This is a genomic window from Acinetobacter sichuanensis (genome assembly GCF_003024515.2).
In the GTDB taxonomy this organism is placed as follows: Bacteria; Pseudomonadota; Gammaproteobacteria; order Pseudomonadales; family Moraxellaceae; genus Acinetobacter; species Acinetobacter sichuanensis.
Genome location: NZ_PYIX02000008.1, coordinates 93,953 through 116,180 on the forward strand (window position 1 = coordinate 93,953; position 22,228 = coordinate 116,180).

At 36.5% G+C, this 22,228-nt stretch carries 23 protein-coding genes and 1 pseudogene; 11 read left to right on the forward strand and 13 right to left on the reverse strand.

The features are described from left to right. The first annotated feature begins 17 nt into the window (after positions 1–17). On the forward strand, positions 18–941 hold the full coding sequence (locus C9E89_RS07465; protein WP_171405090.1) for a DMT family transporter: 924 nt from the start codon (positions 18–20) through the stop codon (positions 939–941). An 18-nt stretch (positions 942–959) separates the two neighbouring features. Next, positions 960–1,352, forward strand: a complete 393-nt coding sequence (locus C9E89_RS07470) for a hypothetical protein (RefSeq protein ID WP_107007613.1) — start codon at positions 960–962, stop codon at positions 1,350–1,352. Positions 1,353–1,357: 5 nt separating this feature from the next. On the opposite strand, the gene C9E89_RS07475 is transcribed toward C9E89_RS07470, so the two are convergent. After that, positions 1,358–2,602, reverse strand: a complete 1,245-nt coding sequence (locus tag C9E89_RS07475; RefSeq protein WP_107007614.1) for a YihY family inner membrane protein — start codon at positions 2,600–2,602, stop codon at positions 1,358–1,360. A 105-nt stretch (positions 2,603–2,707) separates the two neighbouring features. Here C9E89_RS07475 and wrbA point away from each other — a divergent pair, with 105 nt between their 5' ends. Next, positions 2,708–3,310: an NAD(P)H:quinone oxidoreductase gene (gene wrbA, locus C9E89_RS07480; protein WP_107007615.1), complete on the forward strand. Its 603-nt coding sequence runs from the start codon at positions 2,708–2,710 to the stop codon at positions 3,308–3,310. A 67-nt stretch (positions 3,311–3,377) separates the two neighbouring features. Here the strand turns inward: wrbA and C9E89_RS07485 are convergent, their stop codons facing one another. From C9E89_RS07485 to C9E89_RS07505, 5 genes are all read right to left on the reverse strand, one after another. Continuing rightward, positions 3,378–3,764 (reverse strand): hypothetical protein, encoded by a 387-nt coding sequence (locus C9E89_RS07485; protein WP_107007616.1) that lies wholly within the window; start codon positions 3,762–3,764, stop codon positions 3,378–3,380. A gap of 294 nt (positions 3,765–4,058) precedes the next feature. Further along, positions 4,059–4,931, reverse strand: a complete 873-nt coding sequence (locus tag C9E89_RS07490) for an acyl-CoA thioesterase (protein WP_107007617.1) — start codon at positions 4,929–4,931, stop codon at positions 4,059–4,061. A 138-nt stretch (positions 4,932–5,069) separates the two neighbouring features. Next, positions 5,070–5,645, reverse strand: coding sequence for a xanthine phosphoribosyltransferase (locus C9E89_RS07495; protein ID WP_107007618.1), 576 nt, complete (start codon positions 5,643–5,645; stop codon positions 5,070–5,072). Between the two features lie 103 nt (positions 5,646–5,748). Continuing rightward, positions 5,749–6,453, reverse strand: a complete 705-nt coding sequence (locus C9E89_RS07500) for a DUF3108 domain-containing protein (RefSeq protein ID WP_107007619.1) — start codon at positions 6,451–6,453, stop codon at positions 5,749–5,751. A gap of 142 nt (positions 6,454–6,595) precedes the next feature. Then, entirely contained in the window at positions 6,596–7,270 is a 675-nt protein-coding gene (locus C9E89_RS07505) for a hypothetical protein (protein WP_107007620.1), read from the reverse strand. Positions 7,271–7,490: 220 nt separating this feature from the next. On the opposite strand from C9E89_RS07505, the gene C9E89_RS07510 reads away from it, so the two are divergent. Further along, positions 7,491–8,372 (forward strand): TonB family protein, encoded by an 882-nt coding sequence (locus C9E89_RS07510; RefSeq protein ID WP_107007621.1) that lies wholly within the window; start codon positions 7,491–7,493, stop codon positions 8,370–8,372. A gap of 36 nt (positions 8,373–8,408) precedes the next feature. On the opposite strand, the pseudogene C9E89_RS23780 reads toward C9E89_RS07510, so the two are convergent. From C9E89_RS23780 to miaB, 5 genes and pseudogenes are all read right to left on the reverse strand, one after another. Continuing rightward, positions 8,409–8,700, reverse strand: a pseudogene (locus tag C9E89_RS23780) (antibiotic biosynthesis monooxygenase family protein). A 5-nt stretch (positions 8,701–8,705) separates the two neighbouring features. Next, a complete protein-coding gene (locus C9E89_RS07520; RefSeq protein ID WP_107007622.1) occupies positions 8,706–9,815 on the reverse strand; it encodes a mechanosensitive ion channel family protein in 1,110 nt (369 codons plus the stop codon). Positions 9,816–9,993: 178 nt separating this feature from the next. Then, positions 9,994–10,479: an rRNA maturation RNase YbeY gene (gene ybeY, locus C9E89_RS07525; protein ID WP_107007623.1), complete on the reverse strand. Its 486-nt coding sequence runs from the start codon at positions 10,477–10,479 to the stop codon at positions 9,994–9,996. Positions 10,480–10,512: 33 nt separating this feature from the next. Beyond that, positions 10,513–11,589, reverse strand: coding sequence for a PhoH family protein (locus tag C9E89_RS07530; RefSeq protein ID WP_107007624.1), 1,077 nt, complete (start codon positions 11,587–11,589; stop codon positions 10,513–10,515). A gap of 38 nt (positions 11,590–11,627) precedes the next feature. Then, complete coding sequence (miaB, locus tag C9E89_RS07535; protein ID WP_107007625.1) at positions 11,628–13,082, reverse strand: tRNA (N6-isopentenyl adenosine(37)-C2)-methylthiotransferase MiaB; 1,455 nt, start codon at positions 13,080–13,082, stop codon at positions 11,628–11,630. A 265-nt stretch (positions 13,083–13,347) separates the two neighbouring features. On the opposite strand from miaB, the gene C9E89_RS07540 reads away from it, so the two are divergent. From C9E89_RS07540 to C9E89_RS07555, 4 genes are all read left to right on the forward strand, one after another. Further along, positions 13,348–15,336: a lytic transglycosylase domain-containing protein gene (locus C9E89_RS07540; RefSeq protein ID WP_107007626.1), complete on the forward strand. Its 1,989-nt coding sequence runs from the start codon at positions 13,348–13,350 to the stop codon at positions 15,334–15,336. Between the two features lie 93 nt (positions 15,337–15,429). Then, a complete protein-coding gene (locus tag C9E89_RS07545) occupies positions 15,430–16,044 on the forward strand; it encodes a ribonuclease T2 family protein (RefSeq protein ID WP_107007627.1) in 615 nt (204 codons plus the stop codon). Between the two features lie 169 nt (positions 16,045–16,213). Next, a complete protein-coding gene (locus C9E89_RS07550; protein WP_107007628.1) occupies positions 16,214–17,200 on the forward strand; it encodes a malate dehydrogenase in 987 nt (328 codons plus the stop codon). Positions 17,201–17,511: 311 nt separating this feature from the next. Further along, on the forward strand, positions 17,512–17,769 hold the full coding sequence (locus tag C9E89_RS07555; RefSeq protein WP_107007629.1) for a DUF2789 family protein: 258 nt from the start codon (positions 17,512–17,514) through the stop codon (positions 17,767–17,769). A gap of 74 nt (positions 17,770–17,843) precedes the next feature. Here C9E89_RS07555 and C9E89_RS07560 read toward each other — a convergent pair whose 3' ends face one another. After that, on the reverse strand, positions 17,844–18,371 hold the full coding sequence (locus C9E89_RS07560; RefSeq protein ID WP_107007630.1) for a hypothetical protein: 528 nt from the start codon (positions 18,369–18,371) through the stop codon (positions 17,844–17,846). Between the two features lie 89 nt (positions 18,372–18,460). Further along, positions 18,461–19,063, reverse strand: coding sequence for a 2OG-Fe(II) oxygenase (locus C9E89_RS07565; protein WP_107007631.1), 603 nt, complete (start codon positions 19,061–19,063; stop codon positions 18,461–18,463). A gap of 114 nt (positions 19,064–19,177) precedes the next feature. Between C9E89_RS07565 and C9E89_RS07570 the strand changes: the two genes are divergently transcribed. From C9E89_RS07570 to C9E89_RS07580, 3 genes are all read left to right on the forward strand, one after another. Then, positions 19,178–20,035 (forward strand): 23S rRNA (adenine(2030)-N(6))-methyltransferase RlmJ, encoded by an 858-nt coding sequence (locus C9E89_RS07570; RefSeq protein ID WP_107007632.1) that lies wholly within the window; start codon positions 19,178–19,180, stop codon positions 20,033–20,035. A gap of 160 nt (positions 20,036–20,195) precedes the next feature. After that, a complete protein-coding gene (gene pssA / locus C9E89_RS07575; RefSeq protein ID WP_107007633.1) occupies positions 20,196–21,020 on the forward strand; it encodes a CDP-diacylglycerol--serine O-phosphatidyltransferase in 825 nt (274 codons plus the stop codon). Positions 21,021–21,063: 43 nt separating this feature from the next. Next, positions 21,064–22,149, forward strand: coding sequence for a DUF6670 family protein (locus C9E89_RS07580; RefSeq protein ID WP_107007634.1), 1,086 nt, complete (start codon positions 21,064–21,066; stop codon positions 22,147–22,149). Positions 22,150–22,228: the final 79 nt, after the last annotated feature.

Genomic DNA, 22,228 nt, shown 5'->3' on the forward strand with positions numbered 1-22,228 from the left:
AGTGTTGAGATTGTGGCGTGACACAGCGCAAGGCCTTGGATGCCAAAGCATCAGGTTTGATGGTACTGCTTTGTATGATTTGGGGCATACAACAAGTCGTTTTAAAAATGGCTGCAACAGATATTGCGCCGATGATGCAGATCGCAATCCGTTCAGGTTTATCAGCATTGTTGGTCTATCCACTGATCCAACTGCCGAAAGGGCAGCATTTATTTTCAAAAGCCTATGCGTTGCCAGGCCTTTGGATCGCATTTCTTTTTTCAGCCGAATTTTTTCTGGTTGCAGAAGCACTGCGTTATACCACGGCTTCACATACGGTGGTTTTGCTGTATACCGCCCCGATTTTTGTGGCTTTAGGCTTACATTGGAAATTACCTGCAGAACGCCTATCTAAAATTCAATGGAGTGGAATTGTTCTCGCTTTTTTGGGTATTGCCTTTAGCTTTTTAGGGCGGGAGCAAAATCAATTTGAAATTCATACAATCTTTTGCGACTTTCTGGCTTTATTAGCAGGTGTGATGTGGGCACTTACAACGATTTCTCTACGATTAACGCGTTTATCCGATGCGCATCCAACTCAAACTTTATTTTATCAATTGGTTGGAGGTTGCTTATTTTTATTACCACTGGCTTTTATCTTAGGGCAAACTGAAATTCACTGGACTGCGATTGCTATCGGTAGTTTAGTTTTTCATACCTTGATCATGTCTTTTCTAAGTTTAATGTTATGGTTTTGGTTGTTACGTCATTATCTGGCAAACTCATTGGGTGTATTTTCATTTTTTACTCCAATTTTTGGGATGGTGTTTGCTGTAATATTTTTAAATGAATGGATTGAACTCAACTTTATGATCGGAACAATTTTAGTCATATTAGGTGTAGTGGTTGTCAGCTTACATACTCAGATTGAACATTACATTCGTTACAACCCTAGAGCTTAAACTCAGGAAAAAGCAAAAATGAATAAACCACAAGTTCTATATCATGGCTCACGCACGTTATATGAAATACTGAGTCCACATCAAGCAAGTGGACATGGTGAAATGGATAATTTTCATGGAATTTATGCGATCGAAAATCGCCGTATTGCTTCCTTTTTTGCGTTAAATTTACATGGGCTTACTCTTGATTCACGCTTTGAAATCGATTTTGATGACAGTCATCAAGCTTATCTCACACTTTTTCAAACTGAGATCGATTGGGATACATGTGGGTATCTTTACCATTTAGATCCAGCACCATTTCAACAACTAGATATGTATCAATGGTTGGCAAAGCAAGACGTTAAACCACTTTATATTGAAAAAATAGATCCACTACAATTCAAGCAATGGATCATTGAAAAAACGTAGAAATGTTATTTATTGTCTAAAATAATAGACAATGGAATAGATAATTTCGCTGCTAGATATTCATCAGATTCTATCAATGCAGGTCCAATTTTTTGCATCCAAATATCATCATCATGCACATTTTTAATGTCATTTTGGTTTGGCAAAGTATAAGGTAGAGCTTTATAAAATGACCAAAAATCTACAGTATCTAAATTACGAACCAACACGTATTCATCATTATCAGTTCGTTTAACAATATTTTGCTTTTCAAGTAAATTGACATAAGCAGGCCAACGACCGATTTCACCGCGCCCAAGTATTTTTAAAGCTTCAGCATCTGTAACAGTTTGTCCTGTTTGTTGTCGTTTATAAAATAATTCTAAAACGTCTAAGAGCATAAAAATAGGATGGCGTGTTTGAATTTTACCTGTATGAAATGCAGTCAGGGCATAACTAATCTCAACACCCAGCAAAACAATATTCCATGACATAAAAATCCATAAGAGGAAAATAGGCACGGCTGCAAATGCCCCATAGACAAGCGTATAACTTGTAAAATTGGTCATGATAAAACCAAATAAATTTTTTAATAATTCAAAAACAATCGCGCTAAATACACCAGAAATTGCAGCAGCTCTAACAGGAATATTTCTGTTGGGTATCGTCCAATATAAAATAAAAAAACCAAGCACAGTTAAAGCAAAAGAAATGACCCATAAAAGAGCAGTACCATCGACTTGATAACCCGCAAAATTATTATGTAATACATTCATAGACGCTAATGTCGAGGAAATAACAAAAGCACTCCCCAGTAAAATAGGTCCTAAAGAAATGATCGTCCAATAACGCATAAAGCCAACAATGCCATTACGGGTTTCTTGTACTCGCCAGATGCGATTAAAGACAGTTTCAATACTGGTTAGCATCATGACTGTGGTCACAAATAGAAAAAGTACCCCAATGACTGTTAGGTTACTAGAATTTTGTGTGAAAACATTAAAAGCCTTATCAAATGCAATACTGGTTTTAGGTAAAAAGTTACTATAAATCATTTGTTGCAGTTGTTGACGTGCAGGTTCTAAAGCTTTAATGGATGAGATAATTACCAAAAAAACTGTAAGCATGGGAACAACGGCAAAGAGTGTGGTGTAAGTTAAAGACCCCGCTTGATCTCGGCAACGATCAGCCTCAAAGCGACGTATGACAAATAGAATAAACTGAAACCACGTTTGTTCATAAAAGGGAAGTTTTTTCAATAAATCCATCATATTTCATCTGTCTCAATTTATTTTCATCATGTTTATTTGGTTTTACTGTTACAGCTTAACCAAAAAAGAATAAAAATACCGTATAGTTTTCTTTTACTTTTGAATATGAAAAATATGCAACCCTATGTTTTAGTTTTATATTACAGCAAATATGGTTCCACCAAAGAAATGGCGCATTTGATTGCGAATGGTGTTGAATTAGCAGGTATTGCTGTAAAAATCCGTACAGTTCCTCATCTTTCGACAGTGGTTAAAGAAGCTGAAGCGAGTATTCCTGAAGAGGGAGATATTTATTGTACTTTGGATGACTTACAAAATTGTTCAGGTCTGGCATTAGGTTCACCCACTCGTTTTGGCAATATGGCATCTGAAATGAAATATTTTTGGGATCAAACCACAAGTCTTTGGTTAAATGGCGCATTACATAATAAACCTGCTTGCGTATTTACCAGTTCAGGCTCCATGCATGGTGGGCAAGAAAGTACATTGTTGAGTATGTTACCACCTTTGTTCCATCATGGCATGATGATTTTGGGGTTAACCAATGCAGAACCTGCATTGTCCAATACTAAAACAGGCGGTACACCATATGGTGCAAGTCATGTGAGTGGTCCACGTCATGATTTGAGTCTCAGTCAAGATGAGAAACTGCTGTGTGAAGCACAAGGAAAACGTTTAGGTGAAGTCGTTAAAAAGATGTCTAGTTAATCAATGAAAAGAAGCAAAAAGGCTGAATGAATTCAGCCTTTTGATATGAGTTTAAGTGAAAATTATTTTAAGGAGCAGCATCAACTTCAGGATTTTTAACATTAAAACGGTGTTTGCATTTTTTACATTGGTAGTCTAAATAAATATTTTGATCAACGACAACACCCGCTTTTTTACCGAAACGATGACCTAAAAACCCCCCTGTGATGCCAACACTGATAGCGCCAACAAAAGTACCAATTGTTCCACCCATAATGACACCTAAAGGACCAGCAACTGTTCCAATCGCAGCACCAATAGATGCACCTGAAGCAGCGCCACCGACTGTACCTGCGGCTGCACCTGCTGAGCTGAGTAGTACGCCACCTGCTTTTTGCAGTAATTGTTCATGATTTCTTTTTTCAACTTCAGTTGAAGCACATTTTGGGCAGCTTATTACAATTTCATCAGTCATTGATTGGTACTCATATCGGACAATGTCCATTTGCCTGTGTCATATTATGCTTGAGCAGTAATTTATTTTTTACATCAAACAGAAATAAGTATTTCAATCTGATGACATGCTGATTGTAACTGAATCAAAATCGCAATATTTATAATTCATGTAACAATTAAAAATAATTTCTTAAGCTTTTTCATGGGTTAAATAAATCTTTCCTACATTGGTTTAATTAAATAGATCGACTGAGTTTTTTTCATCAGGAATTTGTTTTCAATAGGCTTCGGAATAATCATAAATTTTTTGATACTAGCTTGTTGGTTTTTTACGTTGACGCATTAAACTTTCTTGACTGACACTACAAACTAGCTTGCCATTTTGCCACATCTCACCAAAATTTAAACCGCGTGCTTGACTAGAGCGAGTTGCATACATGTCATAAAGTAGCCACTCATCTACTCGAAAGTGATGATGAAAATGCATAGTGTGATCTAAACTTGCACTCTGAACACCGCCATTGGCATAACTTACTCCATGCGGGCGCAGGGAAGTGGTGAGTAAATTATAATCGGAATAATAAGCTGCAATGGCTTGATGCATGGCAATAGTATCTAATTTACCTTCAATTTTGTCAAAACTTCTAAAGTATTCAGCATATTGGGTCTTTTGTTTTTGCGGGCGAAAGGGGTTAGAAAATTCAACAGGATGGATCAAAATATTAAATTGTTGCATGAAAATATCACGATATTTAGATGGAACATCTTCAAGTATGCTAAGTTTATGCTCTTGCTCAGGGAGTAAACTTTCAGGATGAGGATAATCAGGTGGATCAATTTGATAGTCTAAGCCTTGTTCAGGTTGAACAAATGAAACCATTGCTGAAAATATAACTTCGCCATCTTGTAAGGCATGAACTTGGCGAGCTGAAAAACTCGAACCGTCTCGTAAATTTTCAACTTTAAATAAAATAGGAAGATCAGTCCGTCCACTACGAATAAAATAAGCATGTAAAGAATGGGCAGGGCGGTCTGTGGTCTTAGATGCGGCAATCAAAGCTTGTGCTAAAATTTGCCCACCAAATAAATGAGAACCAAAGAGTTGGTTGGTTTGACCTTGGAAAAGATATTGATCTATTTGTTGTACATTGAGCAGATCAAGCAATTCTTGCGTAAGTAAACGCATCTTTATTTTCGCCTAATTTTTTATATTTGAAGGCTAATATAGTGTAGTCAATCATAAAAATGAATGGGAAAAGTGCTTATTCTAGGTTTTAAAAAGATAAAAAAGAGCGCTTAAAGCGCTCAATTTTAAAAGGATAAATCACTCTTTTACAAAAGTAACTGTACCATTTGTTAAAGATTCAACACGTGCTAAAGATTCAACACGGTAACCTTTATCAAGTAATAATTGACGACCAGGTTGGAATGATTTTTCAATCACGATGCCAATACCCACAACTTCAGCATTTGCTTGGTGAATAAGATCAGCAAGACCTAAAGCTGCTTGACCATTTGCTAAGAAATCATCAATCACTAATGCTTTATCATCAGCATTAATATGCTTTTTAGAAATCGCAATTGTGCTTTCAACTTGTTTTGTGAAAGAGAAAACTTTTGAACGGTATAAATCATCTTTTAAAGTTAAAGATTGATATTTACGTGCAAAAATAACAGGAACACCAAGTTCAAGTCCTGCCATCACGGCTGGAGCAATACCAGATGCTTCAATCGTAATGATTTTTGTGATGCCTGCATCTTTAAAAAGACGCGCAAATTCCTGACCAATTTGTTGCATCATTACAGGGTCAATTTGATGGTTTAGGAAAGAATCGACTTTCAGAACTTGATCAGATAGAACGATACCTTCAGCCAAGATTTTCTGTTCTAGTGCGTGCACGGGAAGAATCCTCTAAGGGCAAGGTGCTTTTTCAAGCAAAGGCGTATTGTAAAAAGCACCTAGAAAAATGCAAGCTCAATTTTAATAAAAGTGGAAAAATTGATTAATTTTTATACCCTGTAAGCGAAAGGCTATAAGAAGTCTTTCCATCTTGGTGTGACATTTTAACTGGGAGATAGTCAAGTTTTGGTGCTAACCAGAAAATAGACTGTTTTGCACTATTGTCATGCGTTAATACAACTTTGACCGTATCAAAGGTGCCATAAGCTGTTTTGACCGATTCATTGCCTTGTTTAACAAAATGACGTGTGTCTAAGCCTTTAGCATCTGCAATTAAATAACTCGACTTTAAGCCAGAACCTTTCAAATCTTCACGTACTTGTAATTCGGCATTAAGCTCATCCAATGCACCTGTTTTCCATGCAAAAGAACGTGCTTTGTCACTTTTATTGGTGTTGATGGTTTTTGTATTTGGATTAAATTTAATGCTCATGGTGTCATTGTGCACTAAAATTTTACTGGTACGGCTAAAGCTATTTGACTGAATTTGACCATTGCTCAAGGTAAAATTACTGCTCTCTGTTGCTGATGCAATCGCTGCTGCTTTGGCTGCAAAGACATAGTTCCAGTTATTACCGTTTTTACTTAAAGTGCGTGTTGCAGACCCCATATTTTTACCATTATAAGAAAACTGGTACGTTGCTTGAAATGGGCTCATGGCAAGAGCATTGCTTGAAAAACCAGTAAGTAACAATGCAGTGCTAAGACCTGTAGCGATACTCAGTGTTTTAATAAATTTAGCTGCCATAAGGAATGTCCTATGCAATTTATGCGATTGAGCTATTATGCTATTTAATTAAGTAGAAAAATTAAAGTTTTCAGCCAATTGTGTGAAATTGTGTATTCATTTTGCAGAAATCAGTTTAAAAGTTTTGATTTTAAACAGGACTTTAATGCTCTTTTTGTTGAATTGGCGTCACTTCACTGTCGATGACATCATCTTCATCCCAATCGTCATGATCAACTTTGCTAAATAATGCCATTAAATTAACATTACCGATGACAACCAATTCAGTTTCACGTAATTCAGCATGATTAATATGAACTTTATTTAAAGTATCCATAATCGATTTTTTATCGCCTAACCAACGATTTAAATCTAAATGTAATAATTCATCTTTGACTGTTAAAACATCAAATTTTTCTAAAATCATGCCTAAAGGGTCTTTCTTTAAAACTTTTTGATAGAAAAATAATGCAGCATTAACCCCAAATTTATAAAAAACATTTGGATATGTGGCTTCAATCAATTCAGTATTGCTAATTTGTTCAAAGACAATGAGTTGCATGTCTTTGTTAAATTCCATTTGAATCAGTTTTAGATCTACACCAAGCACTAAGTGCATACCTTTTACATTTAAAGTGGCATATAGACGTAACCAGTCATCATGTAAATCGGCATGTAAGTCTTCCAATATTTCAACATTTTCAGTGACAAAGCGTTGAAATGTTGCATTTAGAAAAACTTGAGAAATCGGAAATTCCCGTTCTTCCTCAATAAAATCTCCCGCTTTTTGATAAATACGCTGAATGCGTTGAGCAATCTTAGAAAGTAGCGAAGGCATAGTTTTAAGTTCCAAATCAGCTTCATTTTATTTGGTGGATCTTGTCGATTTGTTTAAAATTTCCAAGCTTTCATCTTGCAGTTTAGCAAATTTAGATGCACCATTTTAACGTTTTATTCTAATGATACATTTTCTATTAAAAGTAGCACTGAACAGTATTAAAAGTGTAATGCTAAATGGTTTACTTCTTGATTCAGTTGGGGAATGGCGGTTACATGTCATGTTAAAAAAAATGAAAACTTCATCCAAGGCTTTTTTACCTTGGTGGGACGATAATGTCTTTTTAGGTGCAGTGGTTGCTGCGATTGCTTTACATTTAGTGTTTATTTCTTTGCAGTTCGCACAGCCAACGGAACACAATAGCCAAAGTAAAGAAATCGCTGTTAGCTTGCGCCCAAGTCATGATGAAGTAAAAGAGGCTGATTTTTTAGCACAAGAAGACCAACAAGGATCTGGTGTTTTTCGTGAAAAGCATCGTATGTCTAGTGAAATGCCCGCACAAGCACAAGATTTAAGTGCAGGAGAGCAACAATTAGAAGCATTAGAAAAAATACAGCAACAACGTGAATTAAAGTTTGAAGAAAAAGTTCTCATGACGGTTTTGAGTTGGCAGAAACAAACTGAACAATCCGAGCGTAAAAAAGCGATGGATGCTTTACAAAGTCAGTTTCAAGCCAAAGCTGCAATGGTGGCAAGCTTAGAAGCACAGTATTTACAAAAACAGCAAAATTTTAGTAAACAGCAAAAGATTAAAACCGTTGATGGTATTCAGGCAAAAAAAGATGCATCAGCAGGTTATTTAGAAAAATTTCGGACAAAAGTGGAGTTGTATGGCAACCGTTATTATCCTGATGAGGCAAAACAACAGCGCCTTTCGGGTGAAGTTCGTTTAATGGTGATTTTAAATGCTTCAGGTGGTATTCGTGCCATTCGTTTGATTGAAAGTTCGGGACATCCAGTGTTAGATGAAGCAGCAAAAAACTCAGTGCGTAAAGGTGCGCCATTTGGAAATTTTGATGCCAGTATGAAAGATATTTCTGAGCTGAGAATTATACGAACTTGGCGTTTTGATCCTGCTGAATCTGAGTTTGAAGTGCATTAAATTTATGAAAAATAAAGATTAATATGATTGATTTTCTCATGATGTATAAGTTCGTTGGATCTCACAAATTTCTACACTAAAGTGTGTATACCATTTTATTTTACCTCTATTTTGGGCAACTTGATGTTCTGCATCTTGTTGCCATAAATGAATATCTTCAAGTGAATTCCAATAAGATAAAGCGATTTCAAGATTATTTTCAGACAGTGCTTCAAATTTTTGACAATTAAATTGAGTTAAAGCTTTTTCTCGAAGTAAATTTGCAGTATTAAAATATTCTTCATCTAAATATTTGATTTTAGCTTTATAAAATCACAATAAATTTCATGTATTTTACTCGTGTTTATTTTGCTTTGAAAAAGGTTGAGGTAGTAATTGCAGATGTGGATAGGGCACTTCAATTTTGGCATCTTGTAGGGCTTCTTTGACGTGTTCTAGTAACTTTTCTTGAATACGAGGTAAGCGCTCCATTTGATAGGGTTCAAGCCAATAACGCACAATCAGCACGATCCCTGATTCTGCAAACTCACGCACATCAACACTCGGTGCAGGGGTTTTTAAATATTCATCTTCTTGGTCTAAACGCATTAAAATAGCTTGACGTGCTTTTTCAATATCTTCATGCAGTGAAATACGGCAATAACTTTCAAAACGCATTCTTTCATGTGCGGTTAAATTGGTGACTTCTGCATTCGCAACGGTTGAGTTTGGAATAATAATCAATAAATTATCACGGTTACGAATATGGGTCGTTCTGAGTAAAATTTGCGTAATTTTTCCTTCAAATTTATTAATACGTACCCAATCACCAATATGAAAAGGGCGTTCTATTAAAATAGTAATACCCGCAATAAAATTAGACAATGTGGACTGAGCGGCGAAACTCACTGCAATCCCGACAATCCCAAGACCAGCCATAATCGAAATAATATTAAAGCCAAACTGCGCCATGATGGCTGCGATGCCAAAAATGACGAGAAGCACAGAAATAATGTTACGTAACAGTTGTTTTAACGAGTCATCAATATAAAAACGATCTAAGAAACGCATGGTTAGTTTGGTAAATAGCATCCAAATCATATAAAAGATCAAGGAAACTATCGCCGCGCGTGAAACAGCTTGTAAATATTTTTCAGATAAACCAAATTGCGAAAGAATCGTAATGACTGAGGCAAGTAACCAAAAAAAGTGAATCGTATTGTTGATGATGTTTGTAATGATTTGATTAGTATTAAACTTTTTAGATATATAGCGAACAAAAAGCCGTAAAAATCGGCTCAGTAGCCAAAAAAATGCGATTAAGATGACGACAATAAAGAGCTTGCTCAATACTGAAGCTGCGAGTACATCCCAATCTAAATCGTGATTCTCTGGCGCACCCATACTTAAATAGATACTGCGTTTGAGGGCATCTAAAAACTCGTTGAATAGGCGGTCGAACATGATTTAAGTGATGAATTATCTAATATTTTTAGGGACTTTGACAGTATAGATAAAAGGTGTTTGCGGTGATAGAACTAACTTTTGTAATTTTACCGTATAAGTGTAACGATTTTCTTGTTCTAAAATAAAAGCAAGATAAGCAATGCTGACATCACTTATCGTGTAAGGAAAATTGATATTAACTTTCTTTGATGGTGTAGGGATTATCGAAACCTAATTTTGCCAAAATCTCAATTTCTAAAGCTTCCATTTCCTCAGCATCAGCTTCAGAAGTTTCATGATCATAACCCATTAAATGCAAAGTGCCATGCACCAGCATATGTGTGAAATGCTCAATTGGTGTTTTTTCTTGTTCAAGCGCTTCTTGTAAAACCACAGGAATACAAATGACCAAATCACCAATGGGGAATGTATCTAAGATTTGAGCCATTTCATCAGGCAAATCACTTGGGAAAGACAGAACATTCGTCGGTTTGTCTTTGCCACGATATTCTAAATTGAGTTTGTGACTTTCATCGACATCGACGCAGGCAATACCAATTTCACAATCACTTTGCGTGTCAATAAAGCGCAGTGTCGTTTCAACGACTTTTTTTACATAGGCACGTTTGAGCACCAATTCAGATGCTTCAAACGCTTGTTGTAACGATAAACTAAGTTTCAAAATGAATCCTTAACCTTAACCATGTATAACGCTTTAGTCCTGTGCATCTGCCTTGAGATCATTATCTGCGATCAGGGCTTGTTGTAGCGCTTTACGCTCAGCACGTGCAGCAGAACTTAGACGTTGTTGTTCACCTTCCCATCCTTCATAAGCTTCAACAATTTTTTGAACCAATTGATGACGGACAATATCACGAGAATGGAAACGTGTGATATGAATTTCTTTGACATTTTCAAGTACACGCAGTGCATGTGCAAGACCTGATTGTTGACCGCGTGGTAAGTCAACTTGGGTAATATCTCCCGTAATGACAGCCCGTGAGCCAAAACCTAAACGCGTTAAAAACATTTTCATTTGTTCAGGTGTGGTATTTTGTGCTTCATCTAAAATAACAAAAGAATGATTTAAAGTACGACCACGCATATAGGCGAGAGGAGCAACTTCAATCACTTGACGCTCAATGAGTTTTGCGACTTTTTCAAAGCCAAGCATTTCATACAAGGCATCGTAAAGTGGGCGTAAGTAGGGGTCAATTTTTTGCGTCAAATCACCGGGTAAAAAACCAAGTTTTTCACCTGCCTCCACAGCAGGACGGACGAGTAAAATTCTTTGAATTTCATTACGTTCAAGCATGTCAACTGCGGCAGCAACAGCAAGATACGTTTTACCTGTACCTGCAGGACCTATGCCGAAAGAAATGTCACTTTGTAAAATACGTTGAACATAACGTTTTTGATTTGTTCCACGTGGATTAATACGACCTTTAGGTGTTTGCAACCAAATGGCTTCAAGCCCTGTATGTTCGTTATCTGATAAATCGGCTTGTAATTCTCGGTCAGTTTGACTGCCTTGAATCATGAGATGTACGGTGTCTGCACTAATTTGAGCAGAAACTTCAGCTTCGTCATATAAACGCTGCAATAAAAGCTCTGCTCTTTCAACAGCATCAAGATTCCCATCGATAAAAAAAGCTTCACTTCGATGGGAGATTTTGACATCTAAACGTTGTTCTATTTGTTTCATATGGCTGTTATAAGCACCAAGCATGCTTTTTAAACGTTCCATAGAAATGCCAGGAAAAGCTACTGTACGTCGAATTTCGGCAGTCAAGTGATATCCTTTTTGTAGTCTTAATGGATATCTCTACATTACGACACGTCAGGCTCAAGATTCAAGAGTTCACCATAAACTAAATTCAAGGTTTTAATTTCTGTAACCTCAATCTCTGCAAAGCGTCCAACCCAATTAGCATCACCAATAAATGTTACTAAACGTGTATTGTCTGCGGTTCCAACCAATAAATTAGGATCTTTATTCGAAACACTTTCAACTAAAACACGTTGGATGGTTCCAAGCATGGCATCAGTTTTTTCAATACTTGATTGTTTAATCCATTGTTGAACTTTGGCTAAACGTTCTTTTTTGACAGACTCTGGTGTTTCATCTGCAAGTTCAGATGCTGGCGTACCTGGACGTTTTGAATAGATAAAACTATAAGAATGGTCAAAATCTAAATCTTGGATAAATTGATAAGTTTCTGCAAAATTTTCATCAGTTTCACCAGGGAAGCCGATAATAAAGTCTGAAGATAAATGCATATCTGGGCGAACTTTACGTAATTTAGCAATTTTGTCGATATAAACATCAATGGTGTGGTTACGTTTCATTGCTTGTAACACATCATTTGACCCACTTTGCACAGGTAAGTGTAAATGCGAAACCATTTGTGGCAAATCACGGTAACATTGAATCAAATCATCATTAAATTCAAGTGGATGTGATGTTGTATAACGTAAACGCCCAATACCTGGAATTTCTGCAACCAAACGAAGTAAATCTGCAAAGGTACAAATTTCACCTTCAAAGGTTTCACCACGGTAGCCATTTACGTTTTGACCAAGCAAGGAAATTTCACGAACGCCTTTTTCAGCTAAACCTGCAATTTCAGCCAAAACATCATCCAAAGGACGAGAAACTTCTTCACCACGTGTATACGGTACAACACAGAAAGAGCAGTATTTTGAACAGCCTTCCATGATTGAAACAAAAGCTTTAAAGCCTTCAACACGTGGTTCAGGTAAAAAGTCGAATTTTTCAATATCTGGAAATGAAATATCAACCAGTTTGATTTTATCTTTTTTCGGTTTTTCGACTTGATCATGATGTTGATCAAGCATTTGTGGTAAACGATGCAAGGTTTGTGGACCAAAAACCATATCGACATATGGCGCACGTTTTTGAATATTGTCACCTTCTTGCGAAGCAACACATCCACCGACACCAATCACTAAGTCTGGATTTTGTTCTTTGAGTTTGCGCCAACGACCTAATTCTGAGAACACTTTTTCCTGTGCTTTTTCACGAATTGAGCAGGTATTCATCAGGAGAATATCTGCATCTTTAGGATCAGTAGTCAGTACATAACCATGTGAATCGCCTAATAAGTCTGCCATACGATGACTGTCATACTCATTCATCTGACACCCTTGCGTTTCGATGTACAGTTTTTTCACTGTACCGTCTGCTGGGGTGTGCTGTGGCTGGAGAACAGTGTTTTCTGAGGCAGCTTTGGCACCATTGGGAATGAAGGTTTGAACCGTCATGGAGGCGTTTATCCTATAAAAAGCGAAATATTAAATTGAGTGAAGACACTTCATCTCAAGAAAAACAGCGTATTTTACAGTATTTAGCTACAAAGCCATAATAAAAATCTATAGAGTTTATCAATTAAGCTATAAAGTTGAAAAAAGAACAAAAAATGTAGGAAATTAATAACATTGAATCATGAGGTTACATAACAGAACAGTAGAAATAGATTAGAATAATTAAACTATTCGATATTCAGTGCGATGTTGAGAAAGGCTAAACATGCAAGATGAAATTAACGTGGTGAGAGAAAACGTGTTCAATCAAAAATCAATCAAAAAAAATAAAATAACGACGTGCGTTTTAGGTCTAATGGCATGTGCTGGATTACAAGTCTCGCAGGCAGTTGAAGAGCAATTTAATGATGTGCTTCGTAATGCCAATAACCCTGCGGCTTTGGAACAATATAAATATTCCATGCAAAATGATGCATTGGGTTATTATCCAGAATATTTCTCTTTAAATTCTAATTTAGCATTTCAGCCTCCTGCCAATATTGTGAGTTTTGCGCAGCATTATCCTCAGTCTGCTATGGCTGAAAAACTTGCTGCCGATTATGTTGAAGAAAAGGTTAAACAAGCGGATTTTGTAAATGCTCAACCTGTTTTAGCTTATATCAGTAATCCTGATCAAGCTGAAAGTTGTGCAATGGCGCAAGTACGTGCCAAAACAGGTGATTCATTGGTTTTTGCTGAGTTCAAAGATGTATGGTTGGCGACCAACTCACAACCAGAGTCATGTAATGGCTTAGGTCGTTTAATGCTATCTAGTCCATTGATGACGACAGAAGACCGTCAGCAACGCTTATATGCACAGCTTCGTGCAGGACAGTCAGGACTTGCCGTGGCTACAGCCCAATCAATCGGGGTAAATTTATCTTTAGCACAGCTCAACCAAATTCAAGCCAACCCACTGAATTATTTATGGTCTGCGCCTAAGGCGAATATTCAAGATTATGCCTATTTGATCTTTGCTTTAGGACGCGCAGCCGACACAGATTTAACCTCAGCTTTGCAGTCTTTACCTCGATTAGCTCAAGATGTACCCGCAGATATACAGAAATATTTATATAGAACTGTAGGTTATATTGGTGGTACTACAGTGATGAAAAATAATTTTAATCGTCAGGTGCTTGAAAGTTTAGATGCTAGTTATGGCGTACCATTTAGTGCCGAAGAAGCAGAGATTTATGCAAGACAAGCTATTCGTTTTGGTGCATGGGAAAGCGTGATTCGTGCAATAGACAGCATGAGTGTGACTCAAAAACAAGAAGATCGTTGGCAATATTGGTTAGCACGTGCTTCAGAACAACGCAGTGATCGACAGTCGAAGAAAACAGCCGAAGAAATTTTTAAACATTTGGCAATGGCAGGGGATGATTATCATAATCTCTTAGCTAGAGACCATATCGGACAAAAATATAATGACGGTTTGAGTCAGGAACAACCTTCTTCGAGTGATTTACAACGTCTTAACCAAGATATTCATTTCCGTCGAGCTTTTGCCTTAAAAAATATTAATGCAAGCCCAGCATATACCAATCGTGAATGGAACTGGGCAGTACGCCAAGCTTATTTAAAACAAGATGATGGTTTATTATTGGCAGCCGCACAACGTGCAACCAATATGGGATGGTATGATCGTGCAATTTATGCGGCAGATCGTACAAAGAAAAAGCATAATTATAGTTATCGTTTTGCTACACCCCATCAAGCTTTGGTGGTGAGTCATAGTCGAAATGCAGGCATTGACCCTGCTTGGGCATATGGTTTGATGCGTCAAGAGAGCCGTTTTGTAACTGCGGCGCGTTCCCATGTCGGTGCAGGTGGTTTAATGCAAATTATGCCAAATACTGCAAAACAAGTCGCAAGACAGATGGGAGAAACTTATAATCCAGCAGCGCTGAGCGACCCAAATACCAATATTCGTTATGGCACATATTATTTGTCTATGATTCATGGGCAGTTAAGTAGTAATCCTGTTTTGGCAACAGCAGGGTATAATGCTGGACCAAACCGTGCTAAACGTTGGCAACCAGAAGATCGTCAATTATCCGCAGATCAATATACGGAAGCGATTCCATTGAATGAAACGCGTGATTATGTAAAAAATGTCATGACGAACGCAGTGCATTATGGAATGTTACTTGGGCAAGGACCTCAAGTCATTGAAAGCCGTATGCCAATGGTTCCTATGCGCGCTTTTGAATAAATTGGACGAAGTTGTATTGAACTCACTTGTGTATGTATAGAAGCGATGAAAAACGTAGTATTTTGTATTTTAAGGAAAAAATATATTGTGTGGATGGCAGTCTACATAGGATTTCTTTTATTTACAGTTCAAGTTTATGCTGCGTCTGTTCAGCCACAAGGGTATGTCTTACAAATACAACTTACACCTGCTGTTTGTGCTTTGGATAGCTCTAAACAAAAGCAACGAAAATGCTTAGAGGGCTATTCATTGACAATCTCAGGTTTATTGCCTGAAACGACTCAAAAAGATTGTACAGTTACATCAACAGCAGCACTCAGCCCTTTACAGTCAAAAGTGGTAGCACGCGTCATGCCAGATCCAAATTCACGGACACAATTATGGCAAAGCGTGGGTGGTTGTGTACCAATGAATCCAAGTCAGTACTTTAGAACAATGATTAATTTAGCAGAAAAATTAAAAATACCTGCTGACTTAACCAGTTCAGAAAATAAAATAGTGAATCACCAAAATTTAAAAACACAATTTACTAAACTGAACCCAACTTTACCAATAAACGGAGTCAGTTTTAGTTGTCAAACCTCTAAATCTAATACAGTTTTGACTGAAATCGAGATATGTTACAAAGTGAATGGACAATATAAACAATGTTCAAATCATATCGTTTCAAATTGTCCAACAAGCTTTTCTATAAAAGGCGCGTATTAAGTTTTTGAAACATCTTATTTATTTTTTCTATCATACTTTTGTTGAAATTCATTCTCTTTTGCATGCATCCGCAACTTTATTGGAGTAGAATGTTTGCCGTTTATGATAATTCGATTAGATGGAATTGATCCATTAATCACATTAACGATCCTCAATTGGAGATAATTACATGAAGCAAGCAGTTCGTGTTGCCGTTACTGGCGCTGCAGGTCAAATCGGTTACAGCTTATTATTCCGTATCGCGAGCGGCGAAATGCTGGGTAAAGACCAACCAGTTATTCTTCAATTATTAGAAATTCCTGTTGAGAAAGCTCAACAAGCGCTTAAAGGCGTAATGATGGAACTAGACGACTGTGCATTCCCATTGTTGGAAGGTATGGTTGGTACTGATGATCCTAAAGTTGCATTTAAAGATGCTGACTATGCATTATTAGTAGGTTCACGTCCACGTGGTCCTGGTATGGAACGTGCTGACTTATTAAAAGTAAATGGTGAAATCTTCATCGGTCAAGGTCAAGCATTGAACGAAGTTGCAAGCCGTGACGTTAAAGTATTAGTTGTAGGTAACCCTGCAAATACTAACGCTTATATCGCAATGAAATCTGCTCCAGATCTTCCAGCGAAAAACTTCACAGCAATGTTACGTCTTGACCACAACCGTGCATTGACTCAACTTGCTCAAAAAGCAGGTGTTGCAGTTTCTGACATCGAAACAATGACAGTTTGGGGTAACCACTCTCCAACAATGTATGCTGACTACCGTTTTGCAACTGTAAACGGCGAAAGCTTAAAAGACAAAATCAACGATGCTGCTTGGAATAAAGATGTATTCCTTCCAACTGTTGGTAAACGTGGTGCTGCGATCATCGAAGCACGTGGTTTGTCTTCTGCTGCTTCTGCTGCAAATGCTGCAATCGACCATATGCGTGACTGGGCGCTTGGTACAAACGGCAAATGGGTAACTATGGGTATTCCTTCAGACGGTTCTTATGGTATTCCTGAAGGCGTAATGTTCGGTTTCCCTGTAACAACTGAAAACGGTGAATACAAAATCGTTCAAGGTTTAGAAATCGATGAATTCAGCCGTGAGCGTATCAATGTTACATTGAACGAACTTGAAGAAGAGCGCGCAGCAGTTGCTGACATGCTTAAATAATTTAATCTTTTCGATTGAATTGAAGAAGCACTCCACTTAGGAGTGCTTTTTTTATAGCACTATAAATATTCATCATTTAGAAATATAAACAGAGATATAAAGTGTTAGGAGTGATTTAAATAAGTGACTTAAATGAATTATTGAATTAAGTATCACAATATTAAAATAAAATGTGATGATATTATCTAAATAGTTGATTTTTTAAACACAAATTGAAACAACATTGCAGATGAATGGGCTATCTTTTCGTATGCTATTCTTATAAGTTAATTACATAACAAATGACAATTAAATTTATATAAGGAGGCATTATGCTCAGGACGAACAAACCATCCTTAGAATTACTGTTTGCACAACTTGGACTAGCAAATAGCCCAGCAGCGATCGAACTTTATGTTCGTACTCATCAACTTTCAGCAGATCAAAATTTACATGACGCACCATTTTGGAATAAATCGCAACGAGATTTTTTAATTAGCCATTTAGTACAAGATGATGATTGGGCATTATGGATTGATGAGCTAAATCAGCAATTACATATGGATGCATATAAATTACAAACAGCTTAATTTTTGACAATTTCCCCCAGAGCAACAAAGAAAAGATGGCTATTTAGTCATCTTTTCTTTGTATTGATCAATGCTTAATGCAATTTATTTTGAATGATGTCTGTAAACCAGTCCGTTTTGCGTACAGCGTTAAAAGCAGGATGTTCTTGAAGTAATTCCAAGTCAAACTCTGCTGTTTTTAGATATTTTTTTAACCAGTGGCGTGTTAATGCAAGATCATTTTTACTGATAGAGGCATAAGCCAACATGAAGTAAATATCACCATTTTCATATTGCGTCATTGATTTTAAAATTTGTTGTGTAATTAAAGCATAACGAGGTTCTTTACTGATCTCGAAATAGATCATATAGGCTTTGGCTAAATGCAACGACAGTTTGACATAAAGCGGTAGTGGCATTTCTTCATATTCAACCCGTGCTGTTTCAAAGAGCACAATTGCTTCCTGAAGAAAATGAGCCTGTTCCTGTTTTGAATTGCTTTGTACAACAAGTTGCAAGCGCAAATCACCACGTTCAAGTGCAAGTTCAGGCGTGTTTTCTTGCAAATACAATTGATCTGTCTCACCAATGCGTGCAATGATTTGTTTTGTATTTTCAGACATGCGCCTTCATCCTCATTTCAATGCTGATATATATGAGGATGAAAAGATGAATTTAAAGTTAGCGTTCTAAAATAGGCGGTAAAATAAATTTATAGTCGTAATTGGTCGCTACGTAGCCAAGCAGTAATAGAAAGACGTTGATGTTTAGCTTTGATTACTTCGTGTAATAAGTCACTTTGGAACATCGCAATACGATTTGGCTGAGGTTGAATAATATGCCAGTGATTGTTTTTATCTTGTAAATGTAATTGACCACCCCAGTCATCTTGCCATTCAGCATGTAAATAATAGACCGTTGAAATCATACGTCCATTTTTACCTTGAGGATTATCTCGATGTAGGGCATAAAACTCACCTGCGTTATAACAGGCAAAGTGTGCTTCTATATCATTAATTCCTAAATAAAAAGCACGATTTAAATTTTGTGAAAGTTGTTTGAGAGATTCAATATGATGTTGTGCAATATTTAAATCTTCATTGATCCATAAAATATGATCACTTCGAATTTGATTCATGACACCATTTTGAATGGCAGCTTGACGAAATTGAGTCAGATGAGATGTACATTCTTCTGTTAAAGCATGAATATATTCAGGAGGATAAACATCATCAATAATAGCAAAACCGTGTTGATCTAAATCATCAAGAATTTGATCAACATTCCAAGACTTTGGGAGAAATATAACTTCCATAAATATCCAAAAAAGTTAAATAAAAAAGAGATGCTATCTTAGAACAAACGATGGACGATGAAGAATTTTTTTTTCGTGCTAAAATGTCGGTTGAACACAGGAATTAATCGAAACATGAATTATCGTCACCATTTCCATGCAGGCAATTTTGCTGATGTCATGAAACACGTGTTATTGCTTCAACTTTTAGCACGTTTAAATGCTAAAGATAAACCTTACCGCTATATTGATACGCATGGCGGTGCAGGTAAATATGATTTATCTACTTCTGAAGCGCAAAAGTCAGGTGAGTTTCTGACGGGAATTCATCGTCTAGTTAAACTTGATGACTCAATTACACGCAATGCACCTGAGGGTGTAAAACAGTATCTTAAAGTGGTTCAAGATATGCGTGCAGCTTCAGGTAAAGGCGCATATCCGGGTTCGCCATGGTTTGCACTTGAAGGCATGCGTGAAACTGATAAAGCAACCATTTTTGAAATGCAACGTGATGTATTTCAACAGCTTTATTATAACATTCGTGATAAACGTGCAGGTTTGCATGAGCGTGATGCTTACGAAGGTTTACTAGGTGTAATTCCGCCGAAAGAAAAACGTGGTTTGGTGATGATCGATCCACCTTATGAAGTAGAACGTAAGGATTTTCCACAATTAGTTGAATTGATCGTAGCTGCTTATAAAAAATGGCCAACAGGTGTCTTTGCAGTTTGGTATCCAATTAAAGACCGTGCCATGATTGAACGTTTTGAAAAGAAAATGTTTAAAACAGGTATTCGTCGTCAGTTGGTCTGTGAAGTCTGTGTGTGGCCTGATGATACGCCAGTGGGTTTAAATGGCTGTGGTTTATTGGTGATTAATCCACCTTGGAAATTCTCTGAAGATGCAGATGAAGCATTACAATGGTTATTCCCACATTTACGCATGAGTGAAAATGGTGGGCATGCTGCGGTGCGCTGGTTGGTTGGTGAATAATTCACCCGAGGTGATATTCTGAGTACAATCAATGATGTGAATTACAAAAATTAGACGAAATAATTTAGCTAATTCACATCAATTTCACTTAGAAATACAAGTCGTAAATACTTTAGGTGAAATATCACAGCTTCTTAGAGGCTATAGATAGGATTCGAAAATGACAAATATAAATAAACCAGAAAGCCAGAGTTCTACTCAAGATCATGGTTTTGATGGTATTACTTTTGAAGTAGAAGAAGAAGAACATACACATGAAGGGCAAAAGGTGAAACGTCGTGGAATCTACCTGTGGCCTAACTTAATTACTACGGCTGCATTATTGTCTGGATTTTACTCTATTATTGCCAGTATGAATGGGGATTTTAATCAAGCCATTTATGCGATTTTTCTTGCTGCATTATTAGATGGTTTAGATGGTCGTGTTGCTCGTGCAATTGGTGCGCAAAGTGCTTTTGGTGAACAATACGATTCATTATCCGACTTATTGGCATTTGGTGTTGCTCCTGCAATTTTAATGTATAGCTGGAGTTTGAATGATTTAGGTCGGATCGGCTTAGCGGCATGTTTTGTCTATACCGCTTGTGCTGCTTTTCGCTTAGCACGTTTTAATGTTCAAATCGGTGTGGTGGATAAGCGTTATTTTATTGGTGTTGCAAGTCCTTTAGCAGCTGTAATGATTATTTCATTGGTTTGGGTAGGACGAGACTTTCCTTATATCTTTGATTTAAAAGATGTTGCAATACAAACGATTAATGCAGTGATTATTATCTGCGTTGGTTTATTGATGATTTCTAATATTAAATATTATTCATTTAAAACTGTAGATCGTAAGCGTGTTCCATTCTTTGTTTTACCTATCGCAGTTTTCATTTTTGCAGCAATTACTTACAACATTCCTGTAGGTATTTTGATTATTTCAATTATCTATGCACTTTCAGGTTTTGTAACAACATTTTTAGCGAGAAAAAATACAGCGCTTTAAATGCTGGTTAAAATGAGAGCCATTAAAAAATAAGGAGCTTGATATGCGGCTATTTCAGGATTTCTTAGATCAGTCTAAACAGTTAAATCAAGCTCAGCAAAAAATTCAGCTTTGCTATCATCCACCGAAAGATAAATATAAAATTATTCATCAAAAATTGGTGTTGGTAAACTTACCAGCACCTTTACATTATTTTAATTTTTTCAGTTTGATTGGACAGCCAAATAATGCAGCATTGTGTAATACAGCACTCATTCAAGATACAGCTTTAGATACAGCAACAGTATTGGCAAGCACAAGTCCACACATGGTAGGACAATTAAATACCTATTCAATTAAAAAACAATGCCAGTTTAAATTGACAGAAAATAAAGAAACACTTTTTAACTTTAATCAAAAAGAACAATTAACAGGGCAACTTCCTAAATTTCATTTATATCGTCAAGATGACGAATTAAGCTTTGATTTACACATTGAAACTACACCACTCATTTCACATTTTATTCATTTAAAATTTGGATTTGCTGAGCATTGGTCATTGCTTGCTCAATGTAAAGGTTTAATACAATATAAAAATCAAAAGTTTGAAATAGAGCAAATGGGCGCATTTGAATATGCACGTTTAGTGAATTTTCCATATTTACCTTATGCACTCTATGTCTATCAGTTGATTCAATTGGACGATGAACGCCAATTAATTTTGTTACATAGCCGAGATCAACTCAATAATATTCTCTACTCAAGGCTTTATTTACGAGATCTAAAACAACAACAAGTAAAAATGTGGGATCGAAATCTTTATTTTAATATCCATCGTGTTTTTCCAAAAGTCAAAACTGTAAACCAGCAAGAAATGTATCTACCACGTGAATTTGAATGGAAATATGCTGATCAAGAAATACAAATAAATATACAAGCACAAAGTCGAGGAGATTATAAGTTTGGTTTAGGTGCAGGTTATGTGGGGAGCTTCAGTTTTCAAATTACACTCAATGATGAACAGATTGATGGTGAAAATGGTTATTGCGAATATATCGATTGTCGACCTTTGAAATGGCAAGAAATAGATAAAGACCATCAAATATTAGAAAAATCACAAAATTCTGTGCCAATAATGCTTAAAAAATAGCAAAAAACTTCAATTTTGAGGAATAAATAAGCAGTCATGCATAAAAAAATAAAAAAACCATAAAAAGGGGTTGCGTCTA